Source organism: Fusicatenibacter faecihominis (assembly GCF_020686945.1).
Classification (GTDB): domain Bacteria; phylum Bacillota; class Clostridia; order Lachnospirales; family Lachnospiraceae; genus Limivivens; species Limivivens faecihominis.
Genome location: NZ_JAJEPR010000017.1, coordinates 39,690 through 65,028, shown reverse-complemented (window position 1 = coordinate 65,028; position 25,339 = coordinate 39,690). Strand labels below are relative to the sequence as shown.

The window sequence follows — 25,339 nt, the reverse complement described above, 5'->3', positions numbered from 1 at the left end:
GGTGGCGGCGGATTTCAGGTACTTTGCATCCACGGTCTCCGCCGTGAAGTCGTGGGGCAGCTTTTCGCCATACTCAGCCTTGCAAAACTCACAGACGGCATTTTGGGTGCAGGTCGCTTTGCCGCCGGAGTGCTCCGCGTAGCCGTTCTTTCCCGCGTTATCCGTTACATCGCAGTTTTCATTGGCACATTCATGCCAGTGATGCGTTGCATCGGACGTCCAATCGGACTTCCAGCTATGGCCCGTAGCTGGAATCGGCTCTATTTTTGTTGCGTCGCACTTGGTGCAGCTATATGTCTTTTTGCCCGCTTTTGTGCAGGTAGGCGCTGTTGTTATCGTACCGTTGTCCCAAGTATGAGGGCCTACGTCATCCTTTTTATCGCAACGGGAACACTGCTTCCAGTGCTCGTTATCATCATGTGTCCAACTGGTAGTAAAATCATGTCCCAGAGCATCGCCATATTCCGCACCGCAAACTGTGCATGTTGCTCTTTGGGTGCAGGTCGCCGTGCCGCCGTGGCAATTCTCGGTTTCCGTATGGCTGGTGTCACGCTTACAGATTCGGGTGTGGGTCTTTTCATCGCTGTTCTGCGTCCAAGTGCCCCAGTCGTGCCCAAGCGGTTCGGAAGATCCGCCGCAAACCGTGCATGTCCTTCCGCTTGTGCAAGTCGCCGTTCCGCTCCAAATGTGTGCCTCTCCATAATACCATTTATTATAACACACCGTGCATGTAACAGAGCATTTGTGCAATTTATCATCTGCGTATTGATAAGTCGCCCTTACCGTTTGTATCTTGTTGCATTTAGTACAAAACGCAATATCCGCCGCATATGCCGTCATAGGCATAACAGCCAGCATCACGCACAGTATGAGCACAACGCTCAAAATTTTCTTATTCATATAGTTTCCTCTCCTTTGCTGTCCTTTGACAGCTTAAAGTCATATTTCATTTCCAACATGGCGAACAGCTTATACATTACCTCGGTGGCGATTGCCTTGATATCCAGTGATTGAATAAAGGCAAGCACCTTTGCCTGCTCTGCCTCCGGTACCCGATACACCCGCATAGCCGCCGTCAAAAAGCGGCTGAGCTTGCGTTCCAACGGAAAATGAATATCACATTTTCTCGCCATATAGCTGCGCATCAGTCCTGCCGTGCCGATTTCCATCTCGTAAAAGTCGCTCTCGGTATCATCGGGGAAATTTTCACCAAAAATCTGCTTCAGCTCTGCTGTGGTATGCAGGTAAATATATTCCGACGTGTCGGGCAGGGAATAGGCTTCAATGTAAATTTCTCGCAGGTTCTCATTCAGTTCAGTCAGTGTCAGTTGGATCGCCGTTTCCACCGCATAGGCGTAAACCGGCGGCAGCTTGCTGTCTGCAATGCTTCTTGCCACGCCGAACTGTCCGCCGAACATCGTTTCGGTCAATTCCAGCAAAATTCTGTCCTTGGTAGGAAACAGATTCAAATAGCTTCCTCTTGCAACACCTGCTTCATCCACAATCTGACTGACAGAGGTGTTTTTATACCCCTGTTCCAGAAAGAGACGGACGCACACGGTCAGTATTTTCCTCTTTGTTTCACTGCTGTCTCTCCGCAAATATATCACCGCCCCTCAAGCGCTTTAGTATGTATACCAATAATATCATAACAAGAACAAAAAGGCAAGTGGTATTTTAAACTTTACCTCCGTAAATTGTGACATTTCCGCAAGCGCTGGCTTCTTCCATTACTCACGGAACTTTATGACTTCTTGAATACTACCCGAAAAGGAAAAGCCGCCGTCCGACGACAGCGACTTTTCTTGCTTAGTATTAACAGTATATAAGCTCACTCGAAACGATTTCCATAGTAGCGCTACGGATATTGTTCATCCTCTGCACCCACAGCATCTGGTTCTCCGCTTTGAGAGCTTCCGTTACACCCTCTTTTTCGGAAAGCTGCTTTACCAGTCGAGAAAACAATGCTTCTGTCTGCTCGTTGAGGTCTGCAAGGTAATCGTTCAGCTTGCCGGTAGTCAGCAGCTCGGCATACAGACCGACCTTGTGTTTGCGGATATACTGCAGGTGTCGTTGTCCCCAAATGCCGATGGGTCTGCCCTCCGGCTCGTCCTCTCCGGCGATCAGATAGTAGTCCCCGACAAGCTCATAGCGCAAGCCTGTCCTTTTGTCTGTGATGAATTCTTCCATTGTGTCGTCCTCCTTGGTTTTATATTGCTTCTCCGGCTTTCTGCCCGGATTGCTTACGGTAATAATAGGCAAGCTGTCTTTGGTTGCGATTGATGGTTTTGCATTCCTCGGAGCACAGCACCTCCTGACCGTTGGACGGCCAGAAGGGCTTGCCATATATTTTGCAGGCCTTTTGACGGAAGGTGTGGTTGCCCTTTTCAGCATAGCGTTTCTTTTCTTTTTCGGCTTGCTGATGGGCTTTTGTACAGTCGGTGTTGCAAAACCTCTGCCTTGTGTTGTTCGGATAAAACTCTTTGCCGCATTGTTCGCAGATACGCTTCGGGTACTTATGCCCGTCATTCGCCGCCCAGCGTTCCGCCTTTGCTTTGGCTTGATGTGCAACATTGCTCTCACGCTGCCGGTTCTTCTTGCGCTTGGCTTTTTCCGCCGCTTCTTGCTCGGCTTTTTGTCTTGCTTCGGCAATTTCATTTTCAGAAAGCGGGAGGTCAAACTGCCCGATGAAGTTATAGTAGATGTCCACCTGCTGCTGTCGGTTCGGCTTCTTGCCTATGGCTTCGTGAACAACGATTTTATCAATTAGTTCACACGCCATCTCTTTTGTCAGCTCTGCGGGCTGCTTATACTTCTTGATGAGCCTGATAAACCGCCCGATATGGGCAGAGGACGCTTTCTTTTGCTCCAGCTTCTCCTGAATTTCCGACACTTGGCTCTCAAGGCTGTCCTGCTCAGTCGAGTATTTCTTCATCAGGGACTTGTACTGCTTTTCGGGCAGCAGACCTGAAATGAAATTCTCATAAAGGCTTCCAATCAGGCGGTCAAGCTCGTTCAGTCTGCGGTTGATTGTCTGAAGTTCATCCTTTTGCTTTTGCGGTTTGCCATTCGCCTGTGCTTCCCATTTGCTTTTCAGTTCTTCCGCAAAGCCACGCTCATCTGCGATAATGTGGCTTGAAAGGCGTTGGATAGAGCGCAGTACCAACTGATAGAGGACTTTGTCGCTGATATGATGGATGGTGCAGTTCACGGTTCTGTTCCCGTAGCTGCTGCATCGGAACGAGTGATAGGGTTCTCCGCTTTTGTAGTAATTCGTCTGATAGGACATCTTACTGCCGCAATCAGCGCAATACACAAGACCGGGCAGTAAGCATTCCTCTTGGTGCGTCCCTTCCTTTATACGGCGTGTGGCGTGTTTCAATCTTCTGTGCGCCTGCTCCCAAAGCTCGCTGTCAACGATTGGCTCGTGGGTGTCCTCAAACACAAGGCGTTCCTCATCGGTGGCAAAGCGGCGTTCATCGGTCTTAAAATTCGTTCCGATGGTCTTTCTCAGCACAGTATGACCGAGATATTCCTGTCGGCTTAAAATCTCTCTTACCGTGTTTGCGTTCCAGCTTGTGCAGCCGTACTCCGCTTTTCGGTTGCATTGCTCAGGGTGATATTGGAGGGTGTACGCCGATGGGATAAGCACCTTTTCCTCCGTTAGCTGTCTTGCAATTGCCGGAGGTGTCAAGCCCTCTGCCGCAAGCTCAAAGATGTGCTTTACGACTTGAGAAGCAACAGAATCGACCACTGATGACAGCCTTTCCGGAAATATGGCGCACAATTATTATCTCTATGAGTCCGGCGGAAAGCTGAATCTGATCCCCTGGGATTACAATCTGGCTTTTGGCGGCATGGGAATGGGAAATGATGCTTCCTCTGTGATAAACAGTCCCATCGACAATGCTTTTTCAGGGACTACGTTCTTTGATACTCTGATGGAAAATGAGGAGTATCATGAGAAATATCTTTCCTGCCTTCAGCAGCTGGTGGATGAGTATATCAATGGCGGTGGGTTTGAGACTTTTTATAACCGGACCAGAAGCCGGATCGACTCTCTCGTGGAGAGTGATTCGACAGCGTTCTATACTTATGAGGAGTATGAGGCAGCGGCTGAGATGCTCTGTACGGTGGTGAAGCTTCGCGGGGAATCCATTGAGGGTCAGCTGAATGGTATGATTCCCACTACGGAGGAGGAGCAGAGGAGTGCGACGACGCTCATTGATGCTTCTGACGTGGACTTAAGCGTTATGGGCACCATGAACAATGGAGGCGGCGCTCCGGGAGGCGATGACGCCAGAGAAGCTTTTGCGGGTACGGGAGACGGGGAAATGCCTGATAACATGCCGCAGGGAGGCCCGCCGGACAGGAAAAAGGGTGAGATGCCGGATATGGGCGAGGGCGGAGCACCGGGCAATATGCTGCAGATGCCTGGTGGTGGAACGCCGGGCAGTACGGACCAGAAGAGTGAAAACAAATCAGAAGAAAATAAAGAGACGGAAAATGCAGAAGCTGCAGAAACGGAAGTAACTGAAGAAAACAATGTCAGTACGGAAACTGCGCTGATGCAGACGGTAGCGGGTACAGCGGAAAAAGACAGTGCAGATGTGAAAGAAGATACAAAAATGCAGGAAACGAAAGCAGGCACAACAACAGAGGAGACAGAAGCAGAGACAAAAGCTGTGGAGCATCAGATGATTCAAGAATCACTGCCACAAACTGCTTCAGAGCAGACCTTAGAGCAGGATACTGTGCCGGAAAACACTTCGGACCAGACGGCGGATCAGGAAGTGGCAGGCAAGAAGACCACGACGCAGGAGTCTGAATCTGAGTCTACTTCCACTCAGACCACCTCTCAGGACAACGCCAACATGCCCGCTGCCCCGGGAAACTTTGATCAGAACGGGGGTGAGCCCATGGGCGGCAATGGTAACGGAAACGGGAATGACAATTTTGTTCCCGGCAACATGCCAGGCGGTATGGGGGAAGAGACCTCGACCGGCATTTCTGCGAATCTCATCTGGTTCGCGATTTCTCTGGGAGTCCTGGTTCTGGCTCTTCTGTTTGCAGGGCTTTTTAAAAGACGGCCCCGCAGACGGTAAACAAAAAACGCAGATTCTCGATAAAAAGAGAAGTCTGCGTTTTTAATTGCAATCTTATTTAGTCCGCATTTTCCGGACGTTCTGCGCGATGGCGATCACCATGAGAACGGCGGTGATGAACTCGGCCACCGGGAAGGCCAGCCAGACGCCGGTCATGCCAAAGAGGGCGGAGAGGAGCAGTGCACAGAGGCTGATGGCCACAAAACCACGGAGCACAGAGGTGATGAAGGCCCAGGCAGCACTTTCCGTGGCGCTTAAGAAACCAGTGCCGATGATGTTAAAGCCGGCGAAGAGAAAGCCGGTGAAATAGAGCTGGACGCCGAAGACCGCATAGGAAGCCATTTCTGCGTTGTTCTCGTTGTTGAAGACGGCGACAATTACATCCGGAATCAGGTTTGTGACAAGGATGATGAGGACAGCCGCGGCGATTCCGGTGATGATGGAAAGGCGGAGAATCTTCTGTACGGATTTGTCGTCATTTTTTCCATAATAATCACTGAGAAGGGGCTGGGACCCCTGGGAGATACCGTTGAAGACCGCTGTGGCCACCAGAGCCACGTTGGCGACGACGCCATAGGCAGCGATGCCGGTATTTCCGGTGAGCCCGAGAATCAGGAAATTGAAGACCATGGTGGTCACACCGGAGGAAATCTCACCCATAAAAGCCGCTACACCCAGCTGGCAGGCCCGGCCGAGACGTCGAAGCGAAGGAAGCTGCAGACGGAAACGGACGGAGTTCTTTTTGGAAAAAAAATGGATACAGCAGATACCGATTCCCACGATGGGAGAGAAGGCAGTGGCCAAAGCCGCGCCGGGCATTCCCATTTTCAGTGGGAACATCAGAACATAGTCCATGACGATATTGAAGATACTGCTGGAAAAAGTGGCTGTCATGGCAAGGGACGGATTTCCGTCGTTCCGGACGAAGGCATTGCAGATGTAGTTCATCATGAAAAAGGGTCCGAAAAGCATAAAAATTCTTGTATACGGTATACCAATGGCCACAATGTCCTCCGTGCCTCCCAGAAGCCTTACGATGGGGCCCGGGAAAAAGAGGCCGGCGAGAGAAAAGATCAGGCCGAAGATCACGGCAAAAATGATGGCGTTGGAAAAATAGTAATCCGCTTCCTGATCTCCTCTGGCGCGATAAATTTTAAAACGGGTGGCGGAACCTACGCCGATCATCGATCCGATAGCGAAGATCAGGCTGTAGAGAGGCAGAATCAGGTTCAGGGCGGTGATACCGTCCGCACCCTGGGCCAGGGAGATGAAAAAAGTATCTGCCAGCACATAGGCAGATAATCCGAGCATTCCCAGGATATTCTGAGAGACATATCTGGCAAAAAGGCCCCCGGCAGAATCCTTTTTGGCCGATGCGGTTGAAGTCATAGATATTCTCCTTCTGATAAAAATACTGTAAAAAGCAGCACGCCCAGTGTATCATGAAGCAAATAGGATTGCAAGGCATAACAAAGAGAAACAGGCAGCCGCTTCCGGAAAAGAAAGCAGCTGCCTGCAAAAGGGGCTCGAATTACAGTTCCGCTTCAATCTCGCCGTCGGTGACGGTGAAGATGATCGGATCGGAGTAGACGGATTCATTTTTCAGGTCCACCATTTCGAAAAGCATGAGGAACTGGCCGTCGCCCATCTCGGTCTCCTCAAAGGTTGTATTCTCAGTGACGGTGAAGGTGTCGATTTCCACCGGGGTAAAATCGTCATCCCCGGAGATCGTGGAGGCGTAATGGATCGTGGTGAGCTCATCGCCGGGCTGAAGCTGAATCAGATTCCGGTCGGACATGCCGTTGTCATTGATGCCTTTTCTGGCGCCGAGGATGGTAAATTCCTCCGCACTATAATCGTAAACGACCCGGAGATGGTAGTCCTCGCCGTTGAGCTTCACGGGAACGCTGTAGAGATTGTAATCGTCGCCCTCATAGACGATCTCCATGTAGCAGAGATTGCCGTCAATGGAGCCCCAGACGCCGCGGAAATTGTCAGTGAAGACGCCGTTTTCCCAGTCCATGTCAATATCGTTGTCACGGCCGAGATAGAGAAGAATATCGTCCTCCACATCCATGTAGGCCAGCTGGAAATAGACGCCCTTTAAGAGGTTGGCCGTGTCTGCATCCAGTTCCATGACTGCATAGCCCTCGTCATTTAAGGTGAGGGGATAATCGCCGGAGCCATCTTCGGCCAAGGAGGGGATTTCCGGGAGTTTCCCGTAACCCATCTCGCTTACATAGGCGATGCCATCCTCATCGAGGCTGCCGCTGAGCTCGTAGCTGTAGAGATAGCGGAAAGCGTCGCTGGCGCCGACGGAAGCATACTGAATGAAATCGTCGGTATTTCCACTGTAGGAATAGTAGCAGGAAAGGCCGGAGGATTTTTCCCGGTAAGGGCCATTGACCTTGTATACAACGCAGTCCTCCAGGGCGGAGAGCACGTCCGTGCCCGTATCGGTGAAAAGTGCGGCGCTGTTGTTTACCAGGTCGCCTAAGTCCACCATATTGGTGTAGCCCTGATCCTCCGTATTTCCGCCGTAATTTTCCGACTGGAGGGCGCTTCTGCCAAACTCGGAGAAAAAGATCGGATCGGCGCAGGCGTAGGAGAGGGCTTCCCTTCCGAGATTGTCGTAAGCCACCAGAAGGGGGCTGATCCGGGAAAGGTCGATGACCGAGAGCGTGATCTCATCGTCTGTTCCGTAGATCTCACAGCCCTCCTGGAAAGAATCGCAGATAGCGGTACCAAGTGTTGCACCGTCCATGGAAGGATCTTCGGCAAGAGCGCCCAGCCAGCCGGTATAGTACCAGCCGTTTCCAGGCTCGGTCTCTTCGCTGGCAACCATGTAGGAAGCCACGTCGGAGAGCATGGAGGCTGTGTCAACGGTGGCCATGAGGCAGGCGTCAAAGCCCACGAGGTCGAGGGGAGGATTTTCCGCTGAGAGCTCGTAGACGGAGGCAAAAGCGTTGTAGATCTCATCCAGGGTCAGAGAGTCGTAATCGTAGATCTCATCGAAGGAGACGCCGGAAGCGCTGCCGGAACCGTGATCCCAGAAGATCACAGCTGTGTGATCCGCGGGATAATTGGTGGAGCAGAAGTCAAGAAAATCGGCCAGGGTGGAAGCCTCCCCCATGCTGGCGGAAGGGACGGAATCCACAAAACTCAGCTCCTCGTCCTGGTAGACATAGCGCTCCAGGCAAGAGGGATCGACGGTTTCATTCTGCCATTCCGTGGCGCCACCGGTCTCAACGACAACGGTGACATTTTCCGGGAGAGAGACCTCCAGCATCTCGGAGAGATCCTCTGTGGCACAGCCGTACTGGCTTTCCAGGTCGCTGCCGCAGAGATACCAGTAGACGGCCCAGGTTTCCTCCGTCTCATCATTGGCGGAGACGGGAAGAGAGCCCAGAAGGGAGAGGGCGGAGACGTAAATCAGAAATTTTTTCATAGGTACCTTCTTTCTGCCGAATGGGCTTTTTTTAATCATATCATCCTGATGGGGGAGAAGCAAGAAAGGAGGGACAAAAAGACGGTTTCCGGGCCGAGGAAAGGTCGGAGTGCCCGCTTGCAAATGAGAAAAAAACTGCTATACTGGTAAGTACAGACAAAGTCTGAACATATCAATGGAGGTAGAAAAATGGAGTACAGCAAATTTGAAAAACTGGGAATTTCTACGTCACTTTTAGGTTTTGGATGCATGCGTTTTCCACAGACGCCGGATGGAAAGATCGATGAGCCGGAAGCAGAGAAAATGCTGGATACAGCCATCAAGGCCGGCGTTACCTATATCGATACGGCTTACCCGTATCACAATGGAGACAGCGAGCCTTTTGTGGGTAAGGTACTGAAAAAATATGACCGGGATTCCTTCTATCTGGCCACAAAACTTCCGATCTGGAAGCTGGAGAAAAAAGAGGATGTAAAGAGAATTTTTGACGAGCAGCTGGAGCGCCTGGCTGTGGATCATGTGGATTTTTATCTTCTGCATGGCCTGGACAAGGAAGCCTGGGAAAAGGTAAAAGAGTTGGATGTGCTTCCTTTCGTGGAGTCCATGCGTGAGGCCGGAAAGATCCGTTATATCGGCTTTTCCTTCCACGATGATTATGAAGTCTTTGAGGAGATTCTGACAAGCCGTCCTTGGGATTTCTGCCAGATCCAGTACAACTACATAGACCGTGACATTCAGGCAGGCGATAAGGGCTATGCGCTGGCTGAGAAGCTGGGAGTTCCCCTGGTAATCATGGAGCCGGTCAAAGGCGGTTCTCTGGCCGCTCTTCCCGAGGAAGTAGAAGCTCCCTTCAAGGAGGCAAGACCGGAGGCCAGCACTTCTTCCTGGGCCTTTCGCTGGGTGGCATCCCATCCGGACGTCCATGTGGTATTAAGCGGTATGTCCACGATGGAGCAGGTGGAGGACAACCTGAAAACTTTCGGCAATTTTGAGCCTCTGACTGAGAAGGAAGAGAAAATTGTGGAGGGAGTTGCCACTGCCATCAAGGCCAGAACGAAGAATGGCTGTACGGGATGCGCTTACTGTATGCCCTGCCCGCATGGCGTTAATATTCCGAAGAACTTCCGGATCTGGAACGACCTTGCCATGTACGGAAATGAGGAGATCACCAGACAGAATTATTTCAAGTATCTGCCGGAAGCAGAGCGGGCCGATAAGTGCAAAGCCTGTGGAAAATGCGAAAAAGTCTGTCCCCAGAGCCTGTCCATCCGTGAAAATCTGAAACAGGTGCAGAAAGAGATGGAAGCGCTGAAAAATAAATAAGCTTAAAATGCAAGGGCGGTTCATAGATACATGAGCCGCTTTTGTCAATTTGACGGAAAAATTAAAAAATACTGGACATCTTTCACAAATAAGCTATAATAAATGCAAAAAGTACCAGTCGAAAAAAGGCGAAAGAGGGTGTTTTGTATGAGAGAAATTTTTGATCTTTATTCATACCTAAAAATTTCCGGGGCCCAGGCAGCCGGAAGGCGTCTGAAGGCAAGGGAAGCCGGGATTCATGTTCCGGTATTTCTGCAGGCAGATATTTCGGTCCATTGCAATCTGTCCTGTCCAGGTTGTGAGAACGGTTATATTCATACGAAACATCAGGAAGAGCTCATGACGGTAAACGAGTGGGATGTTCTGTTTCGGGAGGCGGAAAAGCTGGGTATCCGTTTTTTCTTTCTCACCGGTGGAGAGCCGCTGATGGAGAGGGAGATCCTGGAGCGGGCGGCCCGGTATCAGAACAGCTGGTTTCTGGTTTTCACGAAGGGAACGCTTCTGAATGAAGAATATGATCAGTTTTTCAGCGATCACCGGAATCTGGTTCCCATGCTCTGTCTTGATGCCTGCTCGGATATCAACCTGGAGAAAATGGGAAAGAGTTCCTATCTTTATGAGAGCCTTATGTATTCCATGGATGCTCTGAGCCGTCGGGATATTGTATATGGAACCAGCGTTACCCTGACAGGAGAGAACAGAAACCGCGTTCTCACCAGAGGCTTCCTGGATGGACTGAACCGGAGAAAATGCAACGGCGTCCTCTATCTCGTCCGGGATGAGGCAGACGGCCACGGCGCGGGTCATGGCGTGGGAAATCCGGCCTGGGACGGAAGCCTTCGCCTGACGGAAGAGGAAAAAGAAGAGGTGAAGGAGAACTTAAAGGAGCTCTGGAAGGACTATCACGATATGGTATTGTATACACTATCCAGAAGCGGACATTTCTTGGGGCAGCCCTTTGAAAAGGCGGAGGTTTACCGGGTTTCCGCAGAAGGGAATGTATACAATTCTCCCGCAGGCCTGGAAAAACTGGGAAATCTCAGGGAAAAAGATCTCCGGAGCATTTTGCAGAGGTAGTAAGTTTACATTTTGATTACAAAATCTTGTATACTTTTGTGAGCCACAACTGCTATAATTTTGTTAGGCTTTACGGCAGCAGTTCGCGTCAGAGCTGTTGCTTTTTCATGTAACAGGAAATTCTGCTGGATTACCGGTTACACAAATATATGAGGGGCAGGATAAAGAATGGAACAGTTGAAGGAATATCTGGAGAAATTGGAAAGCGCCGATATGACGGCGGCTTTTTGTATAGATGGAGAAGAAGAGGCGGAGGTCAGGGGGGTGACCTTTGATTCCAAGGAGGTGGTTTCCGGCGGGATCTTTGTATGCAAAGGGAAAAACTTCCGGGTGGAGTATTTAAAGGAGGCCCTGGAGCGGGGCTGTATCTGTTATGTGAGCGAGAAGCGGTACGAGCTTTCGGAAGAGACCGCCTGGATTCAGGTGAAAGATATCCGGAAGGCCATGCCGGTGCTGGCGGCCATTTTCTACCGGACGGAGCCGCTGCCGCTTCATCTCACCGGCGTCACGGGAACCAAGGGAAAGACGACCACTTCCTATTATATTAAGGCGATCCTGGATGTCTGGGAGAAGAAGCAGCAGGGGAAGGAGACAGGCATCCTTTCCTCCGTGGATATCTACGACGGAAAAGAACTGGTACCGGCGAAGATGACTACGCCGGAGGCTATGGAAATCCACCGCCATATCCGGAACTGTGCGGACGAGAACATCCGTTATCTGACGATGGAGGTCTCCAGCCAGGCGCTGAAATATAAGAGAGTACGGGGGCTGAAATTTGATGTGGGGATCTTCCTCAACATCTCCGAGGATCACATCAGCCCCTGCGAGCATGAAAATTTCGAGGATTATTTTACCTCGAAGCTTTCTCTTTTCAAGCAGACGAAGGTGGCCTGCGTGAATCTGGACAGCGCAGAGAAAGAGAGAATCCTTTCTGCCTCTCAGATTGCGGAGAAGGTGCTGACTTTCGGAACCACGGGAGCGCCGGATATCTGGGGACACGATATCGAGATGCACGGGGGAAGGATTTCCTTCTGGGTGCGCTGCGACCGGTTCCATGAGAAGTTCAATCTCCGGATGCACGGCCTTTTCAATGTGGAAAATGCGCTGGCGGCCATCACGGCGGCTTATGCCTACGGGGTGGATGTGGACTCCATGAAGGAGGCTCTGGCCAATGTGCAGGTGAAGGGACGGATGGAAGAGTTCGAGAGCCGCGACCGGAAACTGGTGGCCATCGTGGATTACGCTCATAACCGGCTGAGCTTCGAGAAGCTCTATGATTCTGTATACAAGGAATATCCGGGCTATGAGATCTACACGGTCTTCGGCTGTCCAGGAGACAAAGCATTGAACCGGCGGCGGGATCTGGGACTGATTTCCGGGCTTTTTTCCAACCGGGTTTATCTCACGACGGATGATCCGGGGACGGAATCTGTGACCAGGATTTCCGAGGAGACCGGTCATTATGTGGAGATGGTGGGCTGTCCCTGCGAGTGCATTGAGGACCGGGCGCTGGCGATTCACCGGGCAATTCAGGACGCGGGGGAGAAGACCGTCGTGCTGGTTCTGGGAAAAGGAAGCGAGGGGCGGCAGCGTTTCGGAAACCTCACTTACGACTGTCCCACGGATTCTGAGATGGTGCGAAAGAGCATGAATAATTACGACCGCCAGACGATTCGGAAGAAGATTTCCAGGAGAGCGTAAAGGTATTTTTTCCGGCTGCAGGAGCAAGAAACTCCGGCAGCCGGATTTTTGTTGTGGCGATGAGGAGAGGGTTGTCCGTCATGGAAATACAAATATCTTCCTTGTGAAAAAATAAGCGGCATGGTAGAATAAGACGAACCAGAATTGCGTGAGCTGCCTGTCAGCAGAGCAATTCGCAGGTGTCGAAACGAAAAAAGAGAAAACGGAGATTCTATATATGGAAAAGATTGTGCTTGCTTCTTCTTCTCCGAGAAGACGGGAGCTTATGGCCCGGGCTGGGTTTAGATTTGAAGTGATTGTAAGTGAAGCAGATGAAAACATCGAGGTGGAGGCCCCGGACCGAATGGTGGAGGAGCTCTCCAAAAGAAAGGCGGGAGCCGTGGCGGAACTGGTGAAAACGCAGGGCTTTGCCGAGGATTCCGTTCTGATCGTCGGGGCCGACACCATGGTATCCATCGATGGGAAAAAGCTGGGAAAACCCGCCGGGGAAGCAGGTGCAGAAGCCATGCTGAAAGAGCTTTCCAGCAGAACCCATCAGGTGTATACCGGCGTGACCCTGATTCGCATCAAAAAGGAGAGCGGGCATTTTTCCCAGGAGAGCAGGACGTTTTCCGAGGGGACGGACGTCTCCTTTTATCCGATGACGGAGCGGGAGATCTGTGACTACATCGCCACCGGGGAGCCCATGGATAAGGCAGGGGCTTACGGAATCCAGGGAAAAGCGGCGATTTTTGTCAAAGGAATCCGGGGGGACTACAACAATGTGGTGGGACTTCCCATCGCAAGGCTCTATCAGGAGCTGAAAAGCTGGAAAGAGAAAAAATAGAAAAGAGGGATATTTTGAAAAACAGAATTTTGGTCATAGAGGATGATACTGCCATTTCTGAGCTGATCTCCATGAATCTTACAGTGGCGGGGTACGATACGGAGGCGCTTTTCGACGGGAACGAGGTGGAAGAGCTCTTAAAAACGGACAGGAATTTCGACCTGGCCCTTCTGGACGTGATGCTTCCGGGAAAAGACGGCTTCGAGCTCATGGACCTTATGAAGGAGGCGAAGATTCCGGTGATCTATCTCACGGCGAAAAGCGACGTGGGCTCGAAGATCCGGGGACTTCGTTCCGGAGCGGAGGATTACATTGTCAAGCCTTTCGAGGTGCTGGAGCTTCTGGTCCGCGTCGAAAAAGTGCTGGAGCGGACCGGACGGCAGATCAGCCGGATCACTGTGGGCGATATCGAGATCAACTTAAATGAGCATCAGGTCACAAAAAACGGCCAGGAGGTCAGCTTAAAACCCCTGGAGTACGATCTTCTGGTGCTGCTGGCGAAGAATAAAAACATGGCTTTTACCCGGGAACAGCTCTTAAATCAGGTCTGGGGAAGCGATTATCTCGGGGAGACCAGGACCGTGGACGTCCACATCGGCCAGCTTCGGAAAAAACTGGAACTTTTTGATGTGATCAAGACGATTCCCAAGATCGGATACCGTCTGGAGGATTAAGGATGAAGTTATGGAAGAAAATTTCCCTTCTGACGGCAGTGGTGCTTTTCATTGCCATGGGGATTTTCGGAGGCGGCATGCTGTACGAGACCTGGAAGTACAACCTGAACCAGACCGTCAGCAGCTACCAGCAGCAGATGAAGGTCAATTCTTATGTCATCGCCCAGGAGATCAACAACAATCCGCTCTCCCGTTTCAGCGAGGTGACGAGGAAATCCTTTCTGAATTATACCGTGCAGAAATACGGCGGGACGGATTACATTCTGCTGAAAAACGGCCAGGAGGTCGTGAATCTCACGGGCTATACGCTGGTGAGTGGGGAGGATGCGCGGTTTAATGACCAGGATCCGGCCTATGTCCTGCAGAAAACGGACAACCGCCATCTTCTGGTCATGGGGCAGACGCTGAAGACGGAGAAAAAGGAAAATCTCAAGTTCCAGCTCATTCTTGTGAAGGATATTTCCGGCATTTATGAGGAAATGACAAAGCAGATGTGGCTTTTCATCATGATCTATCTGGTGGTGATCTTTTTTGCTGTGGATATTGTATTCTGGCTCGTGCGGATGGTCTTAAAACCGCTGACGGAGCTTGAGAACACCGCGGGGGCCATCAGCCGGGGTGACTGGGAGCGGCGCTGTCGGGTTCGTCGAAATGACGAGATCGGCAAGGTGAGCGTGGCTTTCAACCGGATGGCGGACAAGATGGAGGAACAGATGGAGGAGCTGGAGACCGTTTCCGAGCGGCGGCGTCAGCTGCTGGGAAGTCTGACTCATGAGCTCAAGACGCCCATGACTTCGATTATCGGCTATTCCGACACGCTTCTCCATGTGAAAATTTCCGAGGAGCAGCAGAAAAAAGCTCTGGAGCACATCAATTCCGAATGCCGTCGTCTGGAGCGTCTTTCTGGAAAAATGATGACCCTCATCGGTCTTTATGACGAGGACCGGATTCACAAGGAACCTTACCCGGTGGACAGACTGGTCCGGGAGGTGGCCGATCTGGAGCGCTACCATATGCAGGACAGTCAGATGGAGCTTCTGGCTTCCTCCGAGAGCTGGGAGTGTGAGATGGATGTGGACCTGATGGAAAGCCTTCTGGTGAACCTTCTGGACAACGCCATCAAGGCCTCGAAGCCGGGCTCTGTCATTGAGCTTCACGGGGAAAAGGGCTGCATCTGGGTCCGGGATTCCGGAAAAGGAATTCCGGAGGAAGAGATACCGCGGATTACGGAGGCCTTTTATATGGTAGATAAATCCCGGAGCCGGAAGGCCGGAGGCATTGGCATGGGTCTGGCGCTCTGCCAGAAAATCGCCGAGATTCACAGGGCGAACCTTGTGATCGAGAGCGTTGTGGGTCAGGGAACGAAAATCAGCGTGGTATTTCAGGAGGAGACGGACGAATGAGAAAAGGGAGAATTTTGCTGACAGGTTTTCTTCTGGGGAGTCTTTTGCTGAATGGCTGCAGCCGGAATTCCAGCCTTCAGGTGGTGGTTCCGAAAAAAGAGCAGGAGAGTGTGCTTTTAAATCAGGGAGATGAGAGCAGCGTGCAGGAGCAGGTTCAGGCTCCCGTGCGTTACCTCTGCGATAAAGATTTCAGCAATTTCCGCCTGTTGGCCAACGCGCGGGTCATTGTGCCGGAGGTGGAAGGAATCCAGCTGAAAAAGATCAGAAGCCGGAATTTTTCCAGTGAGGAGATGGAACGCATGGAAAAAGCCCTCATGAAGGGCGGCGCTTTCTATGAGATCAGGCAGGGGTTCGACTATGATACGGAAATCAAAGAGACGGAGATCGAGGAGGAGTACGGTTATAATGCTTCCAGCCAGGCAAGTCTTCAGAAGAAGGAAGTCGGGTTTACCATGGGGACCGGCGAGGCGGCTGCGGAGGTTCAGGAGGTTCCTGTTGGTGAGAATGTGGAAACTTTTACAGAAGGGAGTACCTACGAGGAGCTCTATTCCGGCCAGACAGAGATGGTAAAACCCAAGCCTCCGGACAGCTACGCGGATGCCTGGAAGCTTCTCTGTGATTTCCTGGATGGAAAGAAAACCTTCTATTTTAATACGGAGGATGATTTTACTACACTGCAGGAGCTCTTGGGAGAGACGGCCGAGAAGGAAAGCGACTGGAGAGAGCAGCTTATGACCCAGAATCTCGTCATGCTCTGTGAGGAGCTTTCCTGGAGCACAGCGGATGGAACCAACTGGGAGAGAAAGGAGCTGAAAGACCTTGCAGGCAGAAGTGAATTTCTGGGGTTTGCCATGATGGATAACGGCTTTTTTTCCTGCACAATGCAGCACTATATGGATGAACTGAATCCGGTGCAGTTTACGATGTACCTCCCTTATGCGGATGTTTTTTCCAGTCAGGATGCGGAAAAGCTGAACGAAGCCCAGAATGGGGTAAACCGGATCCATGAGGAAAATCTGGCAGAGGTGGATCTCCAGAAGCAGGGAAGCGAGCTGATGAGAACGCTTGGACTGGAGGAGACAGAGCTCTGGGAGGTCAAAGACGGGATGCTTTTCTGGTGGAGCAAGCTGGATGCCATGGTTCAGCAGACGGATGAGGAGCCGGTGAGGCGCTTTTCCTATTGCAGAAGTGTGGATGGCGTGCCGGTGATCCGTACTTCCACAGCAACCTATTGTGACATTCAGGACGACGGTCTCATGAACTGGCCCCAGGAAGATATTAACGTGGTCTATGGAAAAAACGGCCTTGTCTCTTTCAACTGGATGGCGCCGGTTGAGATCGAGGACTGGCAGGATGATTATGCGTTCCTTCTGCCTTTTTCAGAAATTTCTCAGATTTTTGAGGAAATGCTGGAGGGTAGTCTGACGATAGATGCTGGAGTCCTTACGGGAGATCTGAATATATCTGAGGTGCGCCTGGGGTATGTGAGGGTCATCAGCAAGGATCTTCTGCAGGAAGACAGCAACGTTACCACAGAGAACGGAGTGGAGGTCTATACAGGCGTTCTGGTGCCTGCCTGGAGTTTTATCGGGACAGCCACGGGCTCTGTGGCGGAGGCCTATGGCGTGGAAGAAGGGACGAGAATCAGCTACATGACTATCAATGCCACTGATGGAAGTATCATCGGGAACTAAAGAAGGAGGAGCCTTTATGAAAAATGTTGTTCTCATCGGAATGCCGGGATCCGGCAAAAGTACCGTTGGCGTAGTCCTGGCGAAGGTGCTCGGCTACCGTTTTATCGATTCCGATCTGGTGATCCAGGAAGCGGAAGGAAAACTTTTACATGAGATTATCTCAGAAAGAGGAATCGAAGGCTTTCTGGAGGTAGAAAATAAGATCAACAGCGAACTGAATCCGGAGCGGAGCGTCATTGCCACAGGAGGCAGCGTCATCTATGGAAAAGAGGCCATGGAACATTTAAGTGAGATTGGTACCGTGGTCTATCTGAAGCTTCCCTATGACGTTCTGGTCCGTCGCCTGGGAAATTTAAAAGACAGGGGAGTGGTGCTGAAAGAAGGACAGACCTTAAAAGGGCTTTACGAAGAGCGTACCCCGCTTTATGAAAAATATGCACAGCTGACCGTGGATGAGGAAACTCTGGGCATCCGGGAGACGGTGGAGCTGGTAGCAGAGGCCCTGAAAAAGGAGTGAGCCGGATACTTATCAGATAGGTCGAAAAATAAACACGCAGGGAAATGTATCCATGGAATCACCTGATTATGTCCTGAATATTGGATAATATGCATAAAAATGGCTTAAAAATTTAAGAAAATATTATGATTTCAAGCTAAAATTACCGAAATCTTAATTTTTGTTTACAAACAGGGCGAAAAAGACTATAATAATCATTAGTTTCGATGCGTAAGCGAGGACAATGGTGCCACCGAAGATGAGAAAAGAAGCCCTGAACCTACGGGAGAGATTTTCTTTGCATGCGGTGGCTTTTATCGGTAAAGGGCAGGATTGTGAAGCTGCCTGAGTCTGAATAAAAAAGAATATTTGAGGTGTCTTTATGGATCAATATATAATTAAAGGTGGAAATCCGTTAGTTGGCGAGGTAGAGATCGGCGGAGCGAAAAACGCGGCGCTCGGCATCCTGGCAGCAGCGATCATGACGGATGAGACCGTGGTGATCGATAACCTGCCTGATGTTCAGGATATCAATGTACTTCTGGAGGCCATTGCCGGAATCGGCGCGAAGGTGGACAGACTGGACCGTCATAAAGCTGCAATCAATGGATCTATGATCGGTGACTGCAGTGTCGATTATGAATATATCAAAAAGATCAGAGCGTCTTATTATCTTCTGGGAGCCCTGCTGGGTAAATATAAGAGAGCGGAAGTTCCCCTTCCCGGCGGCTGCAATATCGGAAGCCGTCCCATAGACCTTCATCTGAAGGGTTTTAAATCTCTGGGAGCAGAGGTAGAGATCTGTCATGGATCTATCATTGCCAAGGCAGAGCGTTTAAGAGGAAGTCATATTTTCCTGGATACCGTTTCTGTAGGTGCGACCATCAATATTATGATGGCAGCTTCCATGGCAGAGGGCTATACGATCATCGAGAACTCCGCCCGTGAGCCTCACGTTGTTGATGTGGCAAACTTCCTGAACAGCATGGGAGCCAACATCAAGGGTGCAGGAACCGATGTGATCCGTATCCGCGGAGTGGAGAAGCTTCATCGCACGGAGTACTCTATCATTCCGGACCAGATCGAGGCAGGAACCTTTATGTTTGCCGCAGCAGCCACCAAGGGCGATATCATGGTGAAAAACGTGATTCCGAAACATCTGGAGGCTACCACAGCGAAGCTTGAGGAGATCGGCTGCGAGGTGGAAGAGTTTGATGATGCGGTGCGTGTGGTCGCGTCCAAGCGTCTCCGGAACACCCATGTAAAGACCCAGCCGTATCCGGGCTATCCGACGGACATGCAGCCCCAGATCGGTGTAACCCTGGCTCTGGCTTCGGGAACCAGCATTGTGACAGAGAGTATTTTTGAGAACCGTTTCAAATACATCGATGAGCTCACCCGCATGGGAGCCAATGTGAAGGTGGAAGGAAACAGTGCGATTATCACCGGCGTGGAAAAATTCACAGGAGCAAGAGTCAGCGCTCCGGATCTGAGAGCAGGAGCTGCTCTTGTGATCGCAGGACTGGCTGCGGAGGGTATTACCGTGGTCGATGATATCGTGTATATCCAGAGAGGATATGAGTGCTTCGAGGAGAAGCTGAGAAGCCTTGGAGCGGAGATTGAGAGAGTGTCTTCGGAGAAGGAGATACAGAAGTTTAAACTTAGAGTTGGATGATATGAAAAAAGAGAGCGGGAGGCTCTCTTTTTTAATATGGGGGCTTTTGAAAGCCACCAGGGAATAAGCAGGGGGAAAACCATCGGAGTCTTGCAGTCCTGGTTTTCCCCCTGCACCCCCTTTCCTGGGCACGCTAGAAAATAAGGGGCTTACGTCATACTGCTATTGCGTGAAATGACGGGTGGTTGTGGATATAAAAACCTAGTATAGCGTTTTTGAAATAACCAGACCATTGACTTGTCTACAAATCCGATTGCACAGTTGAATCTGCATCCTGCGTGAATGCTCCAGTTATTTTCGAAACGTTATACTAGAAAATAAGGGGCTTACGTCAAGCTGGTACATAGCGATCATATGGTGTTTAACGCTTCATATTGAAATCCAACAATTTAAGCTTTCAATATGAATAACAAAACATCTTATTATCACTGCGTAGCAGTCTGACGTAAGCCTCTTATTTTTTGATCTTCTTATCCAGTAACACCTGTCATTTCACGCATTCCCAGTCTGACGTAAGCCCCCTATTTTCTAAGCGGGCCCAGTGGGGAGTGCAGAGGGGCGGCGGGCTCGCGACTCCGAGCCGCCCCTTTGCGCTATCATTTCTTCAGCTTTCTCAAAGCTGTCCTCTTTTGTCAAAAGGTTTCTTAGGCTTTACTTAAAGCGTATCCGGTTTCTCGACAGAGTAGTCACTCCAGCTTCCCTCACTGGTTGCCCCAGTGAGATCCACAGAATCACTGTAGCTTCCCGTCGTGATCGTATACTCGCTATCACCCTCTACATAGGTAGTACCATCAGTACCCACGATAGAAATCGTTTTTCCATCCACATCTACGATACTTCCCTCAGATTCAATCGAAGAAACCGTGCTGTCTCCGGTTACAGTCCAGGTGCAGCCTTCTGCAAGATAAACGTTGCAATATCCATCTCCGCCATTACCAGCGTAGGTTTCATCATCTACAATAGCTCCGGTAAGTATACTGTTGTCGGTGATGTAGAAGTCAAGGTCACTGATGGAATCCCAGACGACATCGCCCTGCATCTCCTGGTTGATGGCGGTGAAGAGGCAGTCAGAACCATTGTTTCCGGTCTGACCCCAGCCGCGCTGGTTATTGTTGCCGGTGCAGCGGAGAAAGAATTCGCTGTCCGGAGCGTAGGTGATATCCACGCTGTCCAGGGTCAGTGTACACTCGGTGTTGGTGGTGTAGAGCAGACCGCCGTTTCCGGTGGAAAGTTTGCCGCCGGTCATCTGGAAGGTGCTGTTGCCGACTTCAGAGTCACCGGAACATGCTCTGGTATACGATGACGCCCCAGGTGCAGTCATTCTGATCGTCGTCGGACATATTTCCGGAGAGGTCGCAGTCGAAGAGATGAAGGGAGTTCAGACCCTCGATGCAGACGGCCTCGGAGCCGTTGGCTGTCAGAGTGACATTATTGATGGCAATATTAGCGGTGCAGTAAACTGCCGGAGAACCAACTCTGTTGGAGGTATAGGTTCCGCCTTCTACTACCATGGTGCCGCCGCCGCGGTCGCTGCGGATTCACCGTTGGTCTCCACGTTCAGATCCCAGGCATAGAGAGTGCCGCCGCCAGCAGCGTGGATTCCACCGGAGGTATCCTGGTGGGTAGTGATTGTACTGTCAGCTGCATAAATGGTGCCGTCGCCGTAAGCGAAGAGGCCGGCTCCGCCTTTAGCATCAGTGGTGATTGTGCTGTTGCTTACGGAAGCGGTTCCGTCTGTGGCGAGAACGGCTGCACCCACGCCGTAAAAGCTGGAGTTGTCGCCGCCGGTGCTGTCCTCGGAATTGCGGGTGATGGTGGCGTTTTTGATGCTGACGTTGGCTCCACTGTCCACGAGAACGGCGTTTTCGTCGGTGCCTGTGGATTCGATGGAATCTCCGTCAAGAGAAGTATCTTCGGAGTAAGTGTTGACTGCGGTGTAGCTGTCTACGCCCTGGGACTGGCCGCCGGGAGCACCCATGACGCCGCCCATGTTACCGCCGCCCATGGACTGAACGGTAATGGAAGCAGCGGTTCCGTCGTCATTTAATACAACAGAGACGATGTCGCCTTCTTTCAGGTCAGAGAGGGAGAGGGGCTCGGAGCTGTCAGCGCTGCCATTCGGGGCCTGACCGTCCGGAGCACCGTTGCCATCGGGAGCCTGCCCCTGCCCGTTGCTGCCAGGATCCTGCATGGTCTGTCTGGTGATGACAGTGTCGGAGGTTACGGTGATGGTCTGCTCCTCACCGGTCAGATCCAGCATGGAGGGCTGACCCTGTCCATTTTCATCGGGAGCATCGTTGCTGGCCGGAGCTTCTGGAGCTTTCCCGTTGCCGCTATCAGCGGAAACCGTATCATTCTCAGAAAAACCTTCCTCGGAGCTTCCTTCTGGTTTTTCGGGAGGAGTCTGCTGGTCAGAGGAATCACCGTTGGAATCGTCGGGTTTTTCCGGCGGCGTCTGCTGGTTGCCATTACCGTCCGGGGCCTGTCCCTGGCCATCGCCACCGGGAGCCTGCATTTCTTTCTGAGTTCCGATGGCGATGGTGATGGAGTCGTCATTTACGGCTGTCACCTGTCCCAAAACGGTATTTTCTTCTGCTTCAGAATCAGAAGTGGTCTCAGTTTCCAAGCTGTTCTCTGCATTTGTGGTGGCTTCGGTTGTATTCTCTGCCGCATATACCGGGCAGGAAGAGATGGTCAGTGCCAGTCCTAATACGATTGCAGCATATTTATTTTTCATAAAAATTCACCATACCTTTCGTGAGAACGCCGAAACGTTCTGGATCATTTATTTTCTGCTCTTTCAAAATCTCTTCTATTCTGAAGTAGTTTTGATGGTTTTACTATACTGGGAAAATGTGTTAGCCCTGTGAAGAAACTGGTAAAGAATTGTGACTTCTCCTCGTCTCTGTGGTATAATGCCACAGGAGTTTCAAATGAGGAGGAAGATTATGCAATTATGACTTTGAATAGTAACAAATGACAAAAAAGAGATCCAGTCAATGCAGTTGACATCCTGCATGAGGCTGGATCTTTTTTTAGAAATTTTCCGATTTATGAATCGACAAATCCTCCCGGACAACAAAGCCTTCCACCCCGTCGAGCCGGTTCAGAAGCTCCAGCCCTTTTTCTTCGCCCAGGGCGAAAACGGTAGTGCTCAGTGCATCTCCGGTAAGAGAATCGTCGGAACGGATTGTGACGGCGGTGAGGCCATTATCATAAGGATAGCCGGTCTTCGGGTTTAAAATATGATGGTAGAGCCGGCCGTCCTTTTGGAAAAAGCGCTCATAGGTGCCGGAGGAGACGAGGGACTGATCTTCGATGGGACAGATCGTGAGCGTCTCTGTTGATTCGCCGAAGGGTTTCTGGACACCGATGCGAAAAGCTGTTCCCTCCGGTTTGTCGCCCAGGCAGAGGACATTTCCACCAAGATTGATCAGGGCGTGCTCGACGCCTTCTTTTTTGAGGTACTCTTTGATGCGATCGGCGATATAGCCCTTGGCGATGGCTCCGAGATCGAGGCCCATGCCGGGGGTGTCGAAGGTGACAGTATTGCCGTTTACATGGACTTTCCGGTAATCTACGAGAGCCACAGCTTCGGCAAGTTCTTTTTCGTCGGGGATCACAGCATTTCCGGAGGTGAAATCCCAGAGGGAGGAGACGGGCTCGATGGAGATATCGAAGGCTCCTTCGGAGAGTTCGCCGTAGGACAGGCCGATCTGAATAAGCTCCGAGGTTTCCGGGGAAACCTCGCTGATCTCGCCGTGGTTCAGCCGGTAAATTTCGCTTTCCGGCAGCGTGCGGCTGAAGAGTTTTTCGTAGTGATCGCAGAGGGCGAAGGCCCCGTCCAAAAGTTCTGTCCGGTCTGTGCCGTAGAGCGTGACAGTTACCAGCGTATTGAGGTGAATTTCCTGAGCGGAGATGGGAGTTGTGTTTCCTTTTCGGTGGGAAAAATAAAAGCCTCCCCCTGCCAGAAGCAGGAGAAGGAAGATGAGAAGCGTGCGTCGGATTTTTTTCATGAAAATTCCTCATACTAAGTAGGGTGTCCCGGGGATCTCGGGATAGCTTCCCATCGCGATGAGAAGCTCCAGGCCGATCTGGCGGGCGGAAAGGACCGCTTCCTTTGCGGCGTCCGCGGTGCCGGAGAGCGCCAGGATCACTTCGTTGGAATGGCTGGTGCCGAGACTGGGCGTCATATAGCGGGCGATCTGAACCGAGGCGGCTTTCATCGCGGTGTCTGCCATGACAAGACCGATAGCGGCGGGGGAGCCTGCCATAAAACCAAAGGCCTGGCCGCGTCTGGCGTGGAAGGCTTTTTCAAGGACGCTTCCCGCGCTGGCGGAATAGGCAAATTCCAGGTGGCCGGCTTCGCTGATATAGAGCTCGCCTGCATATTTATTGGTAAGTTCAAGGGCTGTACGGATGGCATCGCGGACGTCGGAGACGCTGTCACCGCCGATGACGATATAGTTTCCGTGGCCGCCCCAGCCTTTTGTGTCTCTGGGAAAATCAATCGAGAGGACTTCGGTGTCGGTGGATTTCACGGCCTCATCCATGGCGGTGAGCTGGCCTGCAGCTCCGGTACGGGAGCTGAAAAGCCCCAGCGCGTGATAGCGGGTCCCGATATTCATCGTTTTCAGAAGAGTATCGTCCACACCGGCGATACAAAGGCCGATGGTGTCCAGCACGGCGGTGCCGACAAATTCTGTTCTTTTACAATTCATGCTGATCTCATGGACATCCATGGCGCTTCCTCCCTCATGTTTGGCGGGTTCCAAGGTCAAAAACCTTATCGTGCAGGCACGAACGGCTTTTTGACTTTGGAACTCTGGCATTATCAGTATATGTGATTTTTGTAGAAAAAGCAACCGGGAAAGCATTCTGCCGCAATAAAGCAATGACGCAAAACCACGTTATCACAGTCGTTTGCAAAGAAAAAAGGAATGACATATAATCGGAAGCGATGAGAAAAAAAGGAGAGAAGAGAAAATGAACCGAACACTGATAAAAAAACTCATTTTGATCCTTCTTGGGAATTTTATTCTGGCCTTCGGGGTAAACTGTTTTATGGTGTCAACAGGGATCATTATGGGAGGGGCCACCGGTATTGGTCTGGCCGTTAATAAATTTACCGGCATCAATCTGAGTTATGTGGTCTGGGTACTGAATTTTATTCTGTTTTTCCTGGGACTGTTTTTTATGGGAAAAGCGTTTGCCATGTCTATCATCCTGAGCACTTTTTTCTATCCGTTATGCCTGAATGTGCTGGAGCGGATTCCGGGAATCATGCATCTGACGGACAACCTTCTTCTGGCTGATATTTACGGCGGTGTGCTGGTGGGACTAGGGATCGGCCTTGTGGTGCGTCAGGGCGCTTCCACAGGAGGACTGGATATTCCGCCTCTGATTATGCAGAAAAAGTTCGGGATTCCGGTGGGAATTTCCCTCTATGTCTGCGATTTTACCGTGTTGGTGATGCAGGCCTTTTTCTCGACCAGCGACCAGGTGCTTTACGGTATTCTCAACGTGTTCCTTTCCTCCATGGTGGTCAACTATGTGACGGTCATGGGCGAGAGAAAAGTACAGCTTCTGGTGATCTCTGATAAATATGAAGAGATCCGGAAGGAACTTCTGACGGATATGGATCTGGGAGTGACTCTGGTTCATGTGGAGACAGGTTATATGCGCCAGGAACAGATGGCAGTGCTCTGTGTGACCACGGCCCGGAAGCTCTACGGCGCAAATCTGGCGATCCAGACGATCGATCCCAGAGCCTTCATCAGCATTACGAACATCAGCGAAGTCCGGGGCCGGGGCTTTACCCTCGAACGAAAGTATAAGTAAATGATACCTACGGCTCCCAAGTTTAAAAGTTTTGACCCTGGTATTAAAAATTTTCTTGACTGATGGTCAGTAATGG

21 protein-coding genes and 1 pseudogene are annotated in these 25,339 nt (G+C 51.1%); 11 read left to right on the top strand and 11 right to left on the bottom strand.

The genetic code is table 11. From position 1 onward, the window contains the following. The 4 genes and pseudogenes from LKD71_RS10940 to LKD71_RS10925 all read right to left on the bottom strand — a co-directional run. Positions 1 to 900 (bottom strand): annotated as a pseudogene (locus tag LKD71_RS10940) (hypothetical protein); the annotation flags it as partial. Continuing rightward, positions 897 to 1,610, bottom strand: a complete 714-nt coding sequence (locus tag LKD71_RS10935) for a TetR/AcrR family transcriptional regulator (protein WP_227615435.1) — start codon at positions 1,608 to 1,610, stop codon at positions 897 to 899. The pseudogene LKD71_RS10940 and the gene LKD71_RS10935, both read right to left, overlap by 4 nt. Before the next feature lie 205 nt (positions 1,611 to 1,815). After that, positions 1,816 to 2,190 (bottom strand): TnpV protein, encoded by a 375-nt coding sequence (locus LKD71_RS10930; protein ID WP_227615434.1) that lies wholly within the window; start codon positions 2,188 to 2,190, stop codon positions 1,816 to 1,818. A gap of 19 nt (positions 2,191 to 2,209) precedes the next feature. Next, entirely contained in the window at positions 2,210 to 3,754 is a 1,545-nt protein-coding gene (locus LKD71_RS10925) for a recombinase family protein (RefSeq protein WP_227615433.1), read from the bottom strand. Positions 3,755 to 3,776: 22 nt separating this feature from the next. Between LKD71_RS10925 and LKD71_RS10920 the strand changes: the two genes are divergently transcribed. After that, positions 3,777 to 5,105 carry a CotH kinase family protein gene (locus LKD71_RS10920; protein WP_227615432.1) on the top strand — a complete coding sequence of 443 codons (1,329 nt, stop codon included), beginning with the start codon at positions 3,777 to 3,779 and terminating at the stop codon, positions 5,103 to 5,105. A gap of 54 nt (positions 5,106 to 5,159) precedes the next feature. On the opposite strand, the gene LKD71_RS10915 is transcribed toward LKD71_RS10920, so the two are convergent. Further along, positions 5,160 to 6,494: an MATE family efflux transporter gene (locus tag LKD71_RS10915; RefSeq protein WP_227615431.1), complete on the bottom strand. Its 1,335-nt coding sequence runs from the start codon at positions 6,492 to 6,494 to the stop codon at positions 5,160 to 5,162. Positions 6,495 to 6,636: 142 nt separating this feature from the next. After that, positions 6,637 to 8,553: a clostripain-related cysteine peptidase gene (locus LKD71_RS10910; RefSeq protein ID WP_227615430.1), complete on the bottom strand. Its 1,917-nt coding sequence runs from the start codon at positions 8,551 to 8,553 to the stop codon at positions 6,637 to 6,639. A 189-nt stretch (positions 8,554 to 8,742) separates the two neighbouring features. On the opposite strand from LKD71_RS10910, the gene LKD71_RS10905 reads away from it, so the two are divergent. From LKD71_RS10905 to LKD71_RS10865, 9 genes are all read left to right on the top strand, one after another. Continuing rightward, complete coding sequence (locus tag LKD71_RS10905; protein WP_227615429.1) at positions 8,743 to 9,876, top strand: aldo/keto reductase; 1,134 nt, start codon at positions 8,743 to 8,745, stop codon at positions 9,874 to 9,876. 147 nt (positions 9,877 to 10,023) lie between these two features. Next, complete coding sequence (locus tag LKD71_RS10900) at positions 10,024 to 10,953, top strand: radical SAM protein (protein ID WP_227615428.1); 930 nt, start codon at positions 10,024 to 10,026, stop codon at positions 10,951 to 10,953. Between the two features lie 168 nt (positions 10,954 to 11,121). Next, on the top strand, positions 11,122 to 12,654 hold the full coding sequence (locus tag LKD71_RS10895) for a Mur ligase family protein (RefSeq protein WP_227615427.1): 1,533 nt from the start codon (positions 11,122 to 11,124) through the stop codon (positions 12,652 to 12,654). A gap of 217 nt (positions 12,655 to 12,871) precedes the next feature. After that, positions 12,872 to 13,480, top strand: coding sequence for a Maf family protein (locus LKD71_RS10890; RefSeq protein WP_227615426.1), 609 nt, complete (start codon positions 12,872 to 12,874; stop codon positions 13,478 to 13,480). A gap of 14 nt (positions 13,481 to 13,494) precedes the next feature. Continuing rightward, positions 13,495 to 14,154, top strand: coding sequence for a winged helix-turn-helix domain-containing protein (locus LKD71_RS10885; protein ID WP_178047091.1), 660 nt, complete (start codon positions 13,495 to 13,497; stop codon positions 14,152 to 14,154). Positions 14,155 to 14,156: 2 nt separating this feature from the next. Continuing rightward, the gene (locus tag LKD71_RS10880) at positions 14,157 to 15,557 is read left to right on the top strand and encodes a sensor histidine kinase (RefSeq protein WP_227615425.1); all 1,401 of its coding nucleotides are present in this window, start codon (positions 14,157 to 14,159) and stop codon (positions 15,555 to 15,557) included. Further along, entirely contained in the window at positions 15,554 to 17,251 is a 1,698-nt protein-coding gene (locus LKD71_RS10875) for a DUF6034 family protein (protein ID WP_227615424.1), read from the top strand. The genes LKD71_RS10880 and LKD71_RS10875 overlap by 4 nt, the downstream gene beginning before the upstream one ends. A gap of 16 nt (positions 17,252 to 17,267) precedes the next feature. Next, positions 17,268 to 17,768 carry a shikimate kinase gene (locus LKD71_RS10870; RefSeq protein ID WP_227615423.1) on the top strand — a complete coding sequence of 167 codons (501 nt, stop codon included), beginning with the start codon at positions 17,268 to 17,270 and terminating at the stop codon, positions 17,766 to 17,768. A gap of 361 nt (positions 17,769 to 18,129) precedes the next feature. Beyond that, a complete protein-coding gene (locus tag LKD71_RS10865) occupies positions 18,130 to 19,422 on the top strand; it encodes a UDP-N-acetylglucosamine 1-carboxyvinyltransferase (protein ID WP_227615422.1) in 1,293 nt (430 codons plus the stop codon). Positions 19,423 to 20,077: 655 nt separating this feature from the next. On the opposite strand, the gene LKD71_RS10860 is transcribed toward LKD71_RS10865, so the two are convergent. From LKD71_RS10860 to pduB, 5 genes are all read right to left on the bottom strand, one after another. Beyond that, complete coding sequence (locus LKD71_RS10860) at positions 20,078 to 20,668, bottom strand: hypothetical protein (protein ID WP_227615421.1); 591 nt, start codon at positions 20,666 to 20,668, stop codon at positions 20,078 to 20,080. A 28-nt stretch (positions 20,669 to 20,696) separates the two neighbouring features. Next, positions 20,697 to 20,933, bottom strand: a complete 237-nt coding sequence (locus LKD71_RS10855) for a hypothetical protein (protein ID WP_227615420.1) — start codon at positions 20,931 to 20,933, stop codon at positions 20,697 to 20,699. Next, a complete protein-coding gene (locus LKD71_RS10850; RefSeq protein WP_227615419.1) occupies positions 20,927 to 22,159 on the bottom strand; it encodes a hypothetical protein in 1,233 nt (410 codons plus the stop codon). Before LKD71_RS10850 ends, LKD71_RS10855 begins: the two co-directional genes overlap by 7 nt. Positions 22,160 to 22,457: 298 nt before the next feature. Next, on the bottom strand, positions 22,458 to 23,438 hold the full coding sequence (locus tag LKD71_RS10845; protein WP_227615418.1) for an FAD:protein FMN transferase: 981 nt from the start codon (positions 23,436 to 23,438) through the stop codon (positions 22,458 to 22,460). A 9-nt stretch (positions 23,439 to 23,447) separates the two neighbouring features. Beyond that, positions 23,448 to 24,164: a microcompartment protein PduB gene (gene pduB / locus LKD71_RS10840; RefSeq protein ID WP_227615417.1), complete on the bottom strand. Its 717-nt coding sequence runs from the start codon at positions 24,162 to 24,164 to the stop codon at positions 23,448 to 23,450. 244 nt (positions 24,165 to 24,408) lie between these two features. Between pduB and LKD71_RS10835 the strand changes: the two genes are divergently transcribed. Further along, entirely contained in the window at positions 24,409 to 25,263 is an 855-nt protein-coding gene (locus LKD71_RS10835) for a YitT family protein (RefSeq protein ID WP_178044661.1), read from the top strand. Positions 25,264 to 25,339: the final 76 nt, after the last annotated feature.